Here is a 13400-nt window from a genome sequence, read left to right as displayed (position 1 = left end):
TATTATCGGCCTGTGCTTAAATGATAAAAATGCTCAAAATATCAAATGAATTTTGCCAATGGAGCAACAGTGAAAGCGAATTCCGATGAGTTGATTACTTTCGTGACCGTGGTGGAAAGCGGCAGTTTCAGCCGTGCGGCCGAACGACTGGATCAGGCCAATTCGGTAGTGAGCCGCACCGTCAAAAAGCTGGAAACCAAGCTCGGAGTCACGCTGCTCAACCGCACGACGCGTCAGATCAGCCTGACACAGGAAGGGGAAAACTATTTCCGCCAGGTGCAGAAGGTACTGAGTGATATGGCCGCGGCGGAGAATGCGCTGATGGAAAGCCGTCAGCGTCCACAGGGGCTGTTGCGCGTCGATGCTGCCACGCCAGTCGTGCTGCACGTATTAACGCCGCTAGTGGCGGAATTTAGGGCCCTGTACCCGGAAATGTCGCTGTCACTGGTGTCTTCAGAGAACTTTATTAACCTGATCGAGCGTAAGGTGGATATTGCCATCCGCGTCGGTGAGTTGACCGACTCCAGCCTGAAGGCACGCAAACTGATGACCAGCTATCGACGCGTGCTGGCCTCCCCTGCCTATTTGGCACAATATGGCATGCCACAAAAGGTGGAAGACTTAGCGCAACACTGCTGCATCGGTTTTAACGATCTGCCCAGTTTGAATCGTTGGCCACTGGCCTGCGCCGACGGTCGGCAGTTGGAAATCACCCCAGGCCTGACCACCAACAGTGGTGAAACTCAGCGTCACCTGTGCCTGCATGGCAACGGCATTGCCTGCCTGTCCGATTTTATGATTAGCGCAGACATCGAGCGCGGCGATCTGGTGCCGATCTTGGTGGAGGAGACGCTGCCGGTCGCCATGCCAATCAATGCGGTGTATTACAGCGACAGTGCCGTCAGCAACCGCCTGCGCAGCTTTATCGATTTTCTCAGCAAACATCTGGGGTAATAAAAAAGGCGCCCGTCTGGGCGCCTCTGATGTAAAGGTACGGAAAATTAATCCCAGTTCGGTGCCAGGCCTTCCGGGCTGACCAAACGGCCATTGCTTTCCAGCTTGGCAATTTCTGCCATTTCCTCACTGCTTAACGTCAACTGCTGCGCCAACAGGTTGCTCGCCAGGTTTTCACGTTTGGTCGATGATGGGATCACCGCGTAACCCAGCTGCAGCGCCCAGGCCAGAATAACCTGTGCCGGAGTGGCATTGCGGCGTGCCGCAATCGCCTTGATGGTCTCATCCTTCAGCGCCTGACCATAGGACAGCGTCATGTAGGAAGTGATGGCAATGCCGTGCTGCTGGGCAAACTCCACCACTTTGCGGTTTTGCAGGTAGGGCGAGAGCTCAATCTGGTTTGTGGCGATCTGCTCTGCCCCAACGGCGTCAATCGCTTGCTGCATCAGATCCAGAGTGAAGTTGGAAACGCCAATTTGGCGCGTCAGGCCTAATTTTTTCGCCTCCGCCAGTTCGGCCATAAACTCGGCAACAGGAACTTCGTCGTTCGGCGAAGGCCAGTGAATCAGGGTCAGATCAACATAGCCGGTTTGCAACTTGCTCAGGCTCTCTTGCAGGCTCGGGATCAGCTTGCCTTTCGCCAAATTGGCGATCCAGATCTTGGTGGTGATAAACAGCTCTTCACGCGGTACGCCGCTGGCGGCAATCGCCTGCCCCACCGCCGCTTCGTTTTCATAGATTTGCGCCGTATCGATCGCGCGGTATCCCAGCTCGAGTGCCGTAGTGACCGAGTCGATCACCACCTGATCCTGGAGACGGAAGGTGCCTAAACCAAATGCAGGGATGCTCATAATTTTATTCTCTCATTAGGATGTTGAAGCGATATGGGAGGATTATGGCAACTGTTTTGTTGATCAAAAACGCCCTATTGTGCATAAGACTTTTGATTAGATAGCAACAATTGCCGGAGGAAAACCTCCGGCAGTGCAAGATTACGCCCAGCGGCGCAGGATCAGTGAAGTATTGATGCCGCCGAAAGCGAAGTTATTCGACTGCACAAACTCGGTATCAATCTGACGATAGTCGCCCATGATGTAGTCCAGATCGCCACAGGCGCTGTCCGGTTCGCTGAGGTTGATGGTAGGGGCGAAGCTGCCTTCGCGCATCATCTCCAACGTCATCCAGGCTTCCAACGCACCACAGGCGCCCAACGTATGGCCAAAATAACTTTTCAGCGAGGAGATCGGCGTTCGATTGCCGAAAATCGCCGCCGTTGCCTGACTTTCCGCGATATCGCCACGATCGGTCGCCGTGCCGTGGGCACTGATATAGCCGATATCACCGATTGCCAACCCGGAAGCCCTCAGCGCCTGCTGCATGCAAATCTGCATGGTTTCCTGCTGCGGCTGAGTGATATGTGCCGCATCACAGTTGGTGGCAAAGCTGATAACCTCGCCGTAAATGGTCGCACCACGCGCCTGTGCATGTTCCAGCGACTCCAGGATCAGCGTACCTGCCCCTTCGCCAATCACTAATCCATCTCGCTGACGGTCAAACGGCCGTGGCGAAAACTCGGGGCGATCGTTCTGCTGGCTGGTTGCAAACAGCGTATCGAACACCGCCGCTTCCGAAGGGCACAGCTCTTCGGCCCCGCCGGCCACCATCACCGTCTGATAACCGTGGCGGATGCTCTCATAGGCATAACCAATCGCCTGACTGCCGGAGGTGCAGGCACTGGATGTCGGGATCACCCGGCCCCGCAGGCCGAAGAACAGGCCAGTGTTTACCGCCGCGGTATGAGGCATCATCTGCACATAGGTGGTGCCGGTAATATTGCCGGTGTGCTTCTCGGTGAGCATGGTGGCGAATTCACTGACCGGCTTGGTGCTGCCGGTCGAAGAGCCGTAGGCGATACCGGTCTCACCGTTAATCAGCACCTTCTCGCCCAGCAACCCGGCCTGTTCGAGCGCAAGTTCCGTCGCTCGAGTCGCCAACAGCGAAACACGGCCCATGGAACGAATACGCTTGCGCGTATAGTGATCAGGCAGTACGAAATTCTCGATCGGGGCACCGAGGTGGGTGTTCAACCCCTGGTATTCTTCCCATTGCGTCATGTAACGCACCGCATTCTTGCCCTGCTTCAACCGGCTGGACACCTCTGCCCAGCTATTGCCGAACGCCGTAACGCCCGCCATGCCGGTGACGACCACTCGTTGCGTCATACCATTCCTCCATTAATGGAAATGACCTGCCGCGTTACATAGCCGGCGATATCCGACATCAGGTAGCTGGCCAACCCCGCCACCTCTTCCGCCGATCCCATACGCTTAAGCGGGATTGCCCGCATCGCTTCATCCAGCGCCGCCGGCTCGATGTCGATCATGCCAGTGTCGATCAAACCCGGAGCGATGCAGTTAACGGTAATTTTGCGTTTCGCCAGTTCGATAGCCAACGCCTTACAGGCACCAATCACACCTGCCTTGGCCGCACTGTAGTTTACCTGTCCACGGTTGCCCATGACGCCCGACACCGACGACAGCGCGATGATCCGCCCGCCCTTGCGCAGGCCAATCATTGGCATGACACAGGGGTGAAGCACGTTGTAGAAGCTGTCGAGATTGGTATGGATCACCCCATCCCAATCCTCCTCGCTTAACGCCGGGAAAGCGCCGTCGCGGGTGATCCCTGCATTATTCACTACGCCGTAGTAGGCGCCGTGGGTTTCAATATCCTGCTCCAACACCTCACGGCACTGCATGCGGTTGCTGATATCAAACTGCATCAATCGCCCTTGCCCGCCGGCACTGACAATTTGCTGCAAGGTGTGTTCTGCCCCGGTCTTATCGCTGTGGTAGTGGACTACAATCAAAAAGCCATCCGCAGCCAGGCGGCAGGCTATGGCCTGACCGATCCCTTTACTGGCGCCGGTGACTAAAACGGAACGCATCATGCGTCTCCCCTTAAGGTCGTCAATTGAATAATTTCTTGTTGATCAGGTTGATAGGTGTTCAACCTGCCCTGTGCGATCGGCACATTATCGATACTGATTTCACACTCAAAACTGGCTAATTTCTCGTCTTTCAACAACTGTTGCACGCTAACCACCAGCTCGCTGCCGACAGGAAAAGCGGGCAACTCACAGTGAATGGCCCGCCCGCCAAGCAGCATACCCAGCTGCGGCGGCTTGGCACTCTGGCGACCGTGCCAGCCACTCCAAACCCCAATCGCCTGCGCCATCAGCTCAATGCCGTACCAACCAGGAAGTGCCCCCTGCTCGTCGAGAAACGGCGCCAGCACGCTATTCGCACTGACGTTGACCGCGCAGCGTGCATGCTCTTCACCCACTTCCAGCACCCGTTCCAGCAGCACCATCGGTGAGGCATGAGGTAAGTAATATTCAGCCGTCCGGTAAGCATTCATGGAGCATCTCCCAACAGCAAACAGGCATTGTTGCCGCCGAAGGCAAATGAATTGGAGAGGATAGCGCGCGCTCCCAACGTCTGGGGCTCACACACCAGACCGATCGGCGCCAGTTCGGCATCGCGGGGAACTGCACTGAAATCTTGCTGCGGCAGCAGCAATGACTGGGTCAACAACAGCCAGCTCAGCGCTGCCTCCACCGCTCCAGCCGCCCCCAGCGTATGGCCGGTAAGATGCTTGGTTGAACTGCACGGCGTTTGTTCGCCAAACAGGCGATTTACCACCAGGGCTTCAACCTGATCGTTAAGCCGCGTGGCCGTGCCGTGCAAATTAATATAACCAACTTGGTCGGTACTCAAACCGGCCTGCTGCAATGCCATGGTCATTGCACGCTCGGCGCCTTCACCGGCTGGATGCGGTGCCGACATGTGCCAGGCATCCGAAGATTCGCCAACGCCCAACAACGCCACCGGCGCAGGTTCCCGCGTCAACAGCATTAACGCCGCCGCCTCACCGATATTAATCCCGCTGCGTCCTGTTGCAAAAGGCGTGCAGCGCTCCGCGGACAGTGACTCCAGGCTGTGGAAACCGTTAATCGGCATTTGGCACAGGCTGTCTGCCCCGCCTACAATCGCCGCGTCCACTAACCCGGCGTCAATCAGACGTTTACCGCTGATGATGGCCCGCGCGCTTGAGGAACAGGCCGTCGACAGAGTATAGGCCGGACCACGCGTCGAGATAAAATCGCTGAGAAACTGGCTCGGATCGCCCAGCTCCTGCTGGTGATAATGGTAACCCGGTGGCCACTGTCCCACCTGATACTGTTGCAGCGCCAGTTCGCCTTCGTGAATGCCGGAAGTGCTGGTGCCCATAATCACCGCGACACGATCGGCGCCGTAACGGGCAATGGCCTCGCGTACCGGCGTCTCGATCTGCGCCAAAGCGGCCAACAGCAGGCGATTATTGCGAGAATTATGCCGCTTGAGCGACTCGGGGATCACCGGTAAATCACCCTGTACGTTGCCAAACCAGGATGGCGCACCGCCCGTCAGCCACTGCGTCTGCTGCTGCATGCCGGGCGAAATACCGCGCGCCAGGTTTTGCGCGATCTGGGGCAGATCGTTGCCCAGCGCATTCACCATCCCTACGGCGGAGAAATAGATCATTATTCGTTCCCCAGCGTTTGAATGATGATGCGGTAATGGAAGGCGGATTGAGCGATCGACACCGGTTCTCGCCTTCCGTCCATCTGCTGGTAACGGATTTCATTGATCACCGCCCCATGCTCGTCATACAAGCGACGTACCAGCGCCTGGTCTTCCAGTCGCCACCCTGCTGGCAGCAAGGGTTGCCAGTCCTTCACCGGCCAGTAGCTCAACATGATATCCGCCAGCACCTGGCTGGCTGGCGGCAGTTCCCCCACCTTGATCAATTGTTCGGTGTGGATCCCCTGACGATCGTAGGTCAGGTTAAACAGACGGATACCGAGCGGCGACATGCCCACCAGTTGCAAGTGCTGACCGTCGGCATTGAGCAGCACCAGCATCGAGTGCTGTTGCCCTTTGACTTCGGCGGTCAGCAACTGTTGCTGATTAATCGGCTGAACCAGCGCAGGAGGTGGTAAGGTCACCTGCGTACCGGGTTTTAGCCACGCCTGCGGCAGCGTCGGATCCTGCGAACCAGCGCAGCCGGCCAGCACGACAATCCACATTAACAGCACCATTCGTAAGCCGCGCATCAGGCTTTCCCTCTTTTTCTTTTCGATACTAACGTCAGCGGTGCCAATAAAAATGCCACGGCAATTCCGCTGCTCAATACGATACCAAAACTGCTGATAGCCTGAGTGTGGCTCAGTACCAGCATGCCGAACGTCAGTTGGGTGGTGAATACCGCCATAAAAATGGCGAACATCGAGGTGGTCGGCGTGCCCCGGGGATTGGTAAAGAACAACGTATAGTTAATGCCGATCCCCAAAACCAGCACCAGCGCCAACAGCGAAAACAGATTTAGCGTATGGCCACTCAGTGCCAATACCGCAATACCGCTACCCAGTGAAAATAGCGTCGGCACCATGCAGCGCAAGCCATGACGCAGACCAAAACGCCACAGGTAAATCAGCACAATCGCTGCAACCGACAATGCCAACAGATAAGAAAGATACAGGCGATATTGACCAAACAGATCACTGAACTCGGTTTTCCGATCGATCCAACCGGTGCCGGGAACCTGCTCCGCCAGTGTCTTCATCATCGCACTGTTCTTCACGCCGTTAACGGGCACCAGCGCCGCACTGCGCCCATCGGGCAACGTCAGCCACAGCAGACGCCAACCCTCGCTAACCACGCTGCCCAGCCACTGCTGCGGGCTCACCCATTCAGGCGTTAAATCTGGTGTACTCAGTACCAACTCTGCCTGCTGCAGGTTGTTCATCACCTGCGGCGCCACGCGCTGCAATAAAGCGCTGTTTTCTTGCTGGCGTTGGAGAGAAGGCAGAGGCAACAGACGATAATCCGCCAGCACGCCTTGCCGTTTGGCCTCAGCCAGTTTGGGTTGCAACAACTCGATACGTTGCAACAGCTGCTCGGCATTGGCGCCGTAGACCACCAGCCACTTCTGATCGTTATGTTGGCCCGTCAGTGCGGCGATACGCTGCTCCTGCTGCTGTAACGCCACAGGTAATGCCTGCAGTTGGCCAATGTCGTCATCTACCTTCAACTGGCTGAACCCCGCGACCACCAGCAACAGCACCGCGCCGGGCAACCCATAACGCAACAGCAGCCGATGGCGCCAGGCATGCAGCCAATTCAGGATCAGCGTTAACCCCGGCGCTGGGCGTACCGGCAACCGTCGCGACAATTGCGGGTACCAGCAAATAACGGTAATGCAGGCGGCGCTCAATCCGGCAGCGGCAAATACCGCCAACTGCTGCAAACCGGGGAACGGCGCAATCAACAGCGCCAGGTAGGCCACTACGGTGGTCAGCAACGCCATCGACAATGCCGGCAACAGCTTTTGCAAACTGGCTAATGGCGTCGACTGCCCACCATGCACCATTCGCTCGGTCAGGAAATAGAGCGTGTAGTCAGCCGAAATGCCGACGATGCTGATGCTCAGCACCAGCGTCATCAAATGTATTTCGCCAAAGGCCAGCAGCGTAGCGACGGTGCCGGCCAGAGCGCCAATACCCACCGACAGCGCGCACAACAACAGCGGCAAAGGTGAGCGGAACATAAACAACACCAATAAAAACACGCCCGCCACCGACGCCAGGCCAATCGTGGAAATATCCTTTTCGGCCTGTTGGCTGGCGTAGTTGCTGTAAAACAACGTGCCGCGGCTGAGCACTTCGGTTCCCGGCCAGCGCTGCTGCAGCTGTTGCTGCAACGCTGTCAGTTTATCTACCGTTAGCCGGGCACTGCTGATGTCATAAGATGATGCGCTAAGCTCGGCGTGCAACAAATACCAACTGCGCCCCTGTACATCCCGCGCCACCAGCCACCCCTTGGATAGGCTCAGCAAGCCGCCGTTCTGTTGCTGCGCCAACTGTGAGGCACGTACCAGCATCAACGGATCGTTCGACAGCTCTTTGCCGCTGACGCCGGCGAAAGCAGAATAGAGTTGGCCGAGAATCCACTGGCTCTGCGCGTCTGCCCCCTGCTGCAAACGTTGCCGAGTGGCATCATCCAGCAGCACATTGCGATGCTGGTTGAAAAAACGCCCCCACTGCTGCTGACGTTGTGCATCCATAGGCCCGCCAACCCGCTGCAGCTCGGGCATCTGACGTAGCTGCTGCCACCACCAATCCACTGCGGCGTTATCCGCCCCTGGCGGCGGGCTGACTAGCCACATCAGTTGACGATCCAGGCGGCGGCTGAAGCCGTCGGCCAATTCATCCGGCACGCCAACCAGTTGCTGTTTCGGCAATAACGCCAGGACGCTGCTGTTGATTTGACTGCGCGGCAACAGCCAGCACAAGGCCGCAATCAGCAGCAGGCAAATCGCCAGCCAGCCAAATGCCAGCCGCCGATGCAGTTCAGGACGCAAAACGCTGTTGCTCCTCGTCAGTCAGCGCCTGCGGCACCGTACGTTGATTAAAGAAGCGAATATGGGTGGCGTCACTTTGCATATCGTCGATATCAATAGTTTCCAGGTACTGTTCACCGTTGAGGGTAATGCGCTTGAACAGTTTGTCGAGCGGCGTGGTTTTCGGCGTCAGCACCAGCCGCCAGTGGTTATGCCCCAAATCGGTGAACTGCAGAGCAAAGTTTTGTTCCAGCGCCTGGCTGTCGGCATGAAACAGCGCGGTCAGCAGGTGATTGAACTGGAACATCTGCGGGTTGTTGTCCGCCGTTATCACCTGCGGCGGCTGGCCCGCCAGGGTTTGCACCATGCGTTTATCATCCAGCAGCAGGGTCAGCGGGAAAGGCTTCTGTTGCGCCCACCACAATCCTTTCTGCTGGGAAATCAACAGCTCACCGCTGGACTTTAACGGTTTTGCCATGCCGCTGATACTGCGCTGCTGCTCAAATTCGGCGCGCAGCACCGGCTGTTGGCTAAACCGCTGCTGCAGCTCCGGCAGCGTTACCGCCTGCACACCCAGACTGAAGAAGGTCACAACAGCCAGCATCCAAAATTTCATTGCGCCCCCTCGATGTTATCCAACAGTACTTGCGGGGAGACAAAGCACATTTCTTTGCTGTCGGCGTCCACCGCGACCTGAATAGTATGGCCGCGGGTGGTGGTTATTCCGCTCTCTGCATCCAGAATGCGGTAGCCGATGCGCAGGCGGTTTTCATACTCTTCCAGCTCTGCACAGACGATGATGCGCTGCTCAAACAGGACAGGCGCAATATATTTCACCCGCGTATCTACGATCGGCCAGACATAGCCCGAGGCCTGCATCTGCCGGTATCCGTAATTAAACTGTTTGAGCAAGGCTTCGCGGGCAATCTCGAAATAACGGAAGTAGTTCCCGTGCCAGACCACGCCCATGGCATCGGTATCATGGAAAGGGATGGTGATTTCAACCCTGACGGAGAATCGCGGATTGTCTTTAAGCTTCATGTCTCAGGCCCCTGTTGCGTTGGCGACGGTGCCGCCAACTGCCAGAAATCGAAAAAATTAAACCAGTCGAGCGGCGCCAGCAGGCAATAATGCTCCAGCCGGGCGGCATAGCGGTCCACCGCATCCTGCAACGCCTGTTGGCGCTGCTGCCGGGGTAATGACAGCGGATCGGCAAACGGTTCGAAATAAACGTTCAGACGCCCCTGCTGTTTGAGACCGAACATCAGGTATACCGGACAACGCAGCGCAGCGGCCAGAACAAAAGGCCCCTGAGGGAAAGGTGCCGATTGACCGAGAAAGCGGCTCCACACCACCCTCGGTTGCTCACCGCGCTGATGTTTTCCGGCCGAGGTGCGATCGCCAACGATAGCCACCCACTCGCCGGCGTCGAGTTTGTCCTGCAGACGCATGGCGGTTTCAGGCCCCAATGAAGTCACCGGTATCAGGTTAAGGTTGGCACGAGGGTTGACCTCTTTCATCACCTGATTGAAGCGCTCGGCATGCTCGGTAAACACCAGAGCATTCACCTTGACGCCAGAATTCAACTCACCCAAAGCGCGGCAAGACTCGATATCCCCCAAGTGCGAGGCCAGGATCAGCGTACCTCTGCCGGAAGCGATCTGCCGTTCACAGGCTGCGGGATCTACCAGCCGAACGTCACGAAGTTCACCACGCCAGCTCGCCAGCTTGTCGAGCATCGCATCGCCAAAACGCATAAAGTGCCGAAAGCTGTTGAGCGGCGTGGGTAATGGTTGCTGTCGATTGTGGGCAAACTGCCGCAGACGTTGCAGATAATCACGCGAAGCTTCACGTTGGGCACGCCCGGTCAGCCAAAAGTAGCCGATCACCGGGTACAGCAGCCATTGAAATGCCCGGCGGCCAAACATCCGGTAGACCTGCAGCATAACTCGGATCCCCCACAGGCCATGACGCTCCTGAGTTGCTGACCAATGCTGCGCTTTCTTCGCCCGTTGGCGTTGACGCAGTAAACGCGGAATCCGCGGCAACATGCCGAAAAACAACCGGGTGTGCATCCAGGAAATACGCAAGTTATCGCGCAGCGCATCGAAATGCGAAACGCCATCGACCGGGTAAGTAACCCGCGTCGGCAAGAAACGGCTTTGCACCCCCTGCCAATACAGCCGGACCATCACTTCGGTATCGAAATCCATGCGTTTGCCAAGCGGTTGGCGCGCCGTCAACGCCAGCGTCGGCGCTACCGGGTAAACGCGGAAACCGCACATGCTGTCCTTTAATGACAGCGACAGGGTTTCGATCCACACCCAGACGTGGGTGACGTAACGCCCATACAGGCGCGCTTTGGGTACCGAGCTGTCATAGACTGGCCGGCCGGAAATCAGACAGTCCGGATGAGCGCGCGCTTCGGCAATCATGGCCGGTATATCACTCAGTTGATGCTGACCGTCGGCATCCACCTGCAAAGCATGGCTGTAGCCCTGTCGCTGAGCCAATTGCAGACCGGCGATGACCGCTGCGCCCTTCCCCTGGTTTTTTTCCAACCGCAACAGGCTAACCCAGGGCAGTTCGGCGGCCAGCCGCTGTAGCGTTTCGGCGGTGGCAGCAGCGCTGCCGTCGTCCACCACCAGGCAAGGCAGGCCATAATCCGCCAACGATGTCAGTACCGCGGCCATCATCTGCCCGTGATTAAAACAAGGGATAAGAAGACAGGGGGAAAAAGGGGCGCTTACTGACATAACGAGATCTTGCCGCTGCTGGCGATCGCCTCACCGACGCGATAGCTGAACAACAGCTTGTGCCGTTCCGGTTGCCATTCGAGTTGCAGCAACACCCTCTGCCCCGGCAGTAACGGTTGTTGGAACTTGACCACCTCGATCCCTTTGAATCCGGCCTCGATAGCCAGCAACTGACGGGCATACTGCATGACCCAGTTCAGTTGCGTGACCCCCGGCAGGATTGGATGCTGCGGAAAGTGGCCGCGAAACCAAAACAGTTCAGCGGGCAAATGCAGCTGCAGGCTGGCATGGGTAGCATCGCTCACCTGCTGTTGCAGCACCTCAGGTTGCATCATAAGAACAGCTCCTGTAGCTCAGCATAGGCGCGCTTGCCCTGCGGATTAAGCGGAATGGCATCGATAATGCGCCAACTGCGCGGCAGAGCCACCGACTCCAGCCAGCCCCGCAGCGCCTGGTGCAGTTCACGGGTAAAAGCCCCTTCGGACAAGCTTTGTCGGCGGAGCTCGCCGTACGGAGATAGCACGACAACGGCCACCAGCAGCGTGCGCCCTCTTTGCTGCTGCGTTAGCACGGCAGCATCGGCAACCTCCGGCAAGGCCACCAGGCGACGTTCCACCTCGGTTAACGACAACCGTTTCTCTTCCAGCTTGATAATGCGGTCGGCGCGGCCATTTAACTGGAATTGTCGACCATCCGGCGCCAGTTCGATAATGTCGCTCAGCAACGTTTTACCCGTGTCAGGTATCAGGGGTGACATAACCTCAATCCGATTGTCTGAATCCACCTTTAACCTGACGCAAGCAAACGGCTGCCACAGGGCAATGTCCCGATTTTGCCTGCGCCAGGCCAGTGAACCGGTTTCCGTGGTACCGTAGATTTCCAGTGGCAATACCCCCAGCATTTGCCGGGCAAGCTGTGCTTCCACCTCGGATAACGGGCCGCCGGCGGAAAAAACCTCCACGCACTCGGCGAGCGTCAAACGATTATCCAAACGCTTGAGCCACGCCGGGCTGCTGACAAACACCAAACGCCGGCCCTGATGTCGGGCAATCAACTGCTCTTGGTATTGCGTCAACTGCGCATCAAACGGCAGCCCTAAAGCCAGCGGCAGAAACAGCCGGAAGCTCAGGCCATACATATGCTGATGGGATACCGATGCGACGACGCAGCATCCTCGCAAGACGTCACCAAAAGCGGCTGCCAACAGTTCGCTTTCACGGTCCATGCAGGCGACGGATTTGCACACAGCCTGCGGTTGGCCGGTCGAGCCGGAAGTGTAAAGAATAAAACGAGGATCCTGAGGCCAGGCGGGTAGCGCGATATCCTCACAACCGCCCTCGCGCACAGCCAAAACGGGCACGCCAGGATCGAGAGGCAAGTCGGTCAGTAGCGCATCGTAATCCGCTCGTTGCTCTTTGAGGATAGCTTCTCGCTGGTGACCAAAAATCACCGGCAGCCTGCCGGCATACAGCGACGCCAGCAAGGCGACGGCAAAGCGATAGCTATCATCAAAGCACAGCGCCCAGCGGTGCTCTTCCCTACTCGCCAGTATCGCGGCCAATGCGGCAACATCACGGCGAAATTGGCCGAGACAGAATAGCTGATCGCCACGCCAGGCGATCGGCACCGAATCATCGCGTTGCGTGCTGAGCCAGCGGTTCATTGGCAAACTCAGGCGTGCCGGATCCTTTTCCTGACTATCCATTCAATACCCATTAATGCCCCCATCAGCAGATAGCTGATGCCGCCGTTATACAGCGTCCAGAGTGTGATATCACCGGACAGACAGGTTGTCAGCGCTATCGCACCGTTAACAATAAAGAACCCGCACCACACCTGAGTCACCCGGCGAGTATAAGCAATGCCGGCAGCGTCCAACTGCGGTTCCGTTATACGGGCCAATCGCTCCACCACCGTAGGCGGGGCAAACAGCGAGTAGGCAAACAGCAGCAGCAGTATTACGTTGACCAGCACCGGGTAGTACAGCAACCAGTGGCTCTGCTTTAACGCCCAACTGGCGAGCGCCAGCAAGATGCCCACTATGGCCAAGGCTTTTCCCAGCCACATTTGTTGGCGCAGTTTCCCGCGCAACATCAGCAGGCGCAAGCTAAAGACCCCCACCAATAACGGTGCCAGGAGAGCGGTTCCCCAATGCGTCAGGCCGACCCAAACCGCCAGCGGATACAGCAACAGCACCAGCCATACTGCGCCCTGCAGCAACCGCAACATCGGGGTCAGCCAACGACT

The 13400-nt window shown here is 57.4% G+C and carries 14 protein-coding genes; 1 reads left to right on the top strand and 13 read right to left on the bottom strand.

Going from position 1 to position 13400, the window contains the following annotated elements:
* Positions 1-69 precede the first annotated feature (69 nt).
* A complete protein-coding gene (yafC, locus tag EBA31_RS03310) occupies positions 70-954 on the top strand; it encodes a DNA-binding transcriptional regulator YafC (RefSeq protein WP_122077357.1) in 885 nt (294 codons plus the stop codon).
* A 47-nt stretch (positions 955-1001) separates the two neighbouring features.
* On the opposite strand, the gene dkgB is transcribed toward yafC, so the two are convergent.
* The 13 genes from dkgB to EBA31_RS03245 all read right to left on the bottom strand — a co-directional run bounded on the left by dkgB (position 1002) and on the right by EBA31_RS03245 (position 13382).
* Positions 1002-1805: a 2,5-didehydrogluconate reductase DkgB gene (dkgB, locus tag EBA31_RS03305; protein ID WP_122077353.1), complete on the bottom strand. Its 804-nt coding sequence runs from the start codon at positions 1803-1805 to the stop codon at positions 1002-1004.
* Between the two features lie 141 nt (positions 1806-1946).
* On the bottom strand, positions 1947-3176 hold the full coding sequence (locus tag EBA31_RS03300) for a beta-ketoacyl-ACP synthase (protein WP_122077349.1): 1230 nt from the start codon (positions 3174-3176) through the stop codon (positions 1947-1949).
* On the bottom strand, positions 3173-3904 hold the full coding sequence (locus EBA31_RS03295) for a 3-ketoacyl-ACP reductase FabG2 (RefSeq protein ID WP_115060019.1): 732 nt from the start codon (positions 3902-3904) through the stop codon (positions 3173-3175). Before EBA31_RS03295 ends, EBA31_RS03300 begins: the two co-directional genes overlap by 4 nt.
* On the bottom strand, positions 3901-4374 hold the full coding sequence (locus EBA31_RS03290; protein ID WP_122077346.1) for a hotdog family protein: 474 nt from the start codon (positions 4372-4374) through the stop codon (positions 3901-3903). The genes EBA31_RS03295 and EBA31_RS03290 overlap by 4 nt, the downstream gene beginning before the upstream one ends.
* Positions 4371-5540, bottom strand: a complete 1170-nt coding sequence (locus EBA31_RS03285; RefSeq protein ID WP_122077343.1) for a beta-ketoacyl-[acyl-carrier-protein] synthase family protein — start codon at positions 5538-5540, stop codon at positions 4371-4373. The genes EBA31_RS03290 and EBA31_RS03285 overlap by 4 nt, the downstream gene beginning before the upstream one ends.
* Positions 5540-6112 carry a DUF3261 domain-containing protein gene (locus tag EBA31_RS03280; RefSeq protein WP_020825314.1) on the bottom strand — a complete coding sequence of 191 codons (573 nt, stop codon included), beginning with the start codon at positions 6110-6112 and terminating at the stop codon, positions 5540-5542. The genes EBA31_RS03285 and EBA31_RS03280 overlap by 1 nt, the downstream gene beginning before the upstream one ends.
* A complete protein-coding gene (locus EBA31_RS03275) occupies positions 6112-8418 on the bottom strand; it encodes an MMPL family transporter (protein ID WP_122077339.1) in 2307 nt (768 codons plus the stop codon). Before EBA31_RS03275 ends, EBA31_RS03280 begins: the two co-directional genes overlap by 1 nt.
* Positions 8408-9013 (bottom strand): outer membrane lipoprotein carrier protein LolA, encoded by a 606-nt coding sequence (locus EBA31_RS03270; protein ID WP_122077335.1) that lies wholly within the window; start codon positions 9011-9013, stop codon positions 8408-8410. Before EBA31_RS03270 ends, EBA31_RS03275 begins: the two co-directional genes overlap by 11 nt.
* Positions 9010-9438: a thioesterase family protein gene (locus tag EBA31_RS03265; protein WP_046374459.1), complete on the bottom strand. Its 429-nt coding sequence runs from the start codon at positions 9436-9438 to the stop codon at positions 9010-9012. The genes EBA31_RS03270 and EBA31_RS03265 overlap by 4 nt, the downstream gene beginning before the upstream one ends.
* Complete coding sequence (locus tag EBA31_RS03260) at positions 9435-11153, bottom strand: glycosyltransferase (protein ID WP_122077331.1); 1719 nt, start codon at positions 11151-11153, stop codon at positions 9435-9437. Before EBA31_RS03260 ends, EBA31_RS03265 begins: the two co-directional genes overlap by 4 nt.
* Positions 11144-11488 (bottom strand): 3-hydroxyacyl-ACP dehydratase FabZ family protein, encoded by a 345-nt coding sequence (locus EBA31_RS03255; RefSeq protein ID WP_020825309.1) that lies wholly within the window; start codon positions 11486-11488, stop codon positions 11144-11146. The genes EBA31_RS03260 and EBA31_RS03255 overlap by 10 nt, the downstream gene beginning before the upstream one ends.
* Positions 11485-12858: an AMP-binding protein gene (locus EBA31_RS03250; RefSeq protein WP_122077327.1), complete on the bottom strand. Its 1374-nt coding sequence runs from the start codon at positions 12856-12858 to the stop codon at positions 11485-11487. The genes EBA31_RS03255 and EBA31_RS03250 overlap by 4 nt, the downstream gene beginning before the upstream one ends.
* Positions 12825-13382, bottom strand: coding sequence for a hypothetical protein (locus EBA31_RS03245; protein ID WP_122077323.1), 558 nt, complete (start codon positions 13380-13382; stop codon positions 12825-12827). The genes EBA31_RS03250 and EBA31_RS03245 overlap by 34 nt, the downstream gene beginning before the upstream one ends.
* Between the last annotated feature and the right edge of the window lie 18 nt (positions 13383-13400).

The organism is Serratia sp. P2ACOL2 (assembly GCF_003691565.1).
In the GTDB taxonomy this organism is placed as follows: Bacteria; Pseudomonadota; Gammaproteobacteria; order Enterobacterales; family Enterobacteriaceae; genus Serratia; species Serratia liquefaciens.
This window is presented reverse-complemented; position numbering and strand designations above follow the sequence as displayed.

Bases quoted from the DNA above. Each gene is read 5' to 3' on its own strand.
- EBA31_RS03295 (WP_115060019.1), bottom strand. From the start codon at position 3,904: ATGATGCGTTCCGTTTTAGTCACCGGCGCCAGTAAAGGGATCGGTCAG.
- EBA31_RS03270 (WP_122077335.1), bottom strand. From the start codon at position 9,013: ATGAAATTTTGGATGCTGGCTGTTGTGACCTTCTTCAGTCTGGGTGTG.
- EBA31_RS03260 (WP_122077331.1), bottom strand. From the start codon at position 11,153: ATGTCAGTAAGCGCCCCTTTTTCCCCCTGTCTTCTTATCCCTTGTTTT.
- EBA31_RS03300 (WP_122077349.1), bottom strand. From the start codon at position 3,176: ATGACGCAACGAGTGGTCGTCACCGGCATGGCGGGCGTTACGGCGTTC.
- EBA31_RS03255 (WP_020825309.1), bottom strand. From the start codon at position 11,488: ATGATGCAACCTGAGGTGCTGCAACAGCAGGTGAGCGATGCTACCCAT.
- EBA31_RS03290 (WP_122077346.1), bottom strand. From the start codon at position 4,374: ATGAATGCTTACCGGACGGCTGAATATTACTTACCTCATGCCTCACCG.
- EBA31_RS03265 (WP_046374459.1), bottom strand. From the start codon at position 9,438: ATGAAGCTTAAAGACAATCCGCGATTCTCCGTCAGGGTTGAAATCACC.
- dkgB (WP_122077353.1), bottom strand. From the start codon at position 1,805: ATGAGCATCCCTGCATTTGGTTTAGGCACCTTCCGTCTCCAGGATCAG.
- EBA31_RS03245 (WP_122077323.1), bottom strand. From the start codon at position 13,382: ATGTTGCGGTTGCTGCAGGGCGCAGTATGGCTGGTGCTGTTGCTGTAT.
- EBA31_RS03250 (WP_122077327.1), bottom strand. From the start codon at position 12,858: ATGGATAGTCAGGAAAAGGATCCGGCACGCCTGAGTTTGCCAATGAAC.
- EBA31_RS03280 (WP_020825314.1), bottom strand. From the start codon at position 6,112: ATGCGCGGCTTACGAATGGTGCTGTTAATGTGGATTGTCGTGCTGGCC.
- EBA31_RS03285 (WP_122077343.1), bottom strand. From the start codon at position 5,540: ATGATCTATTTCTCCGCCGTAGGGATGGTGAATGCGCTGGGCAACGAT.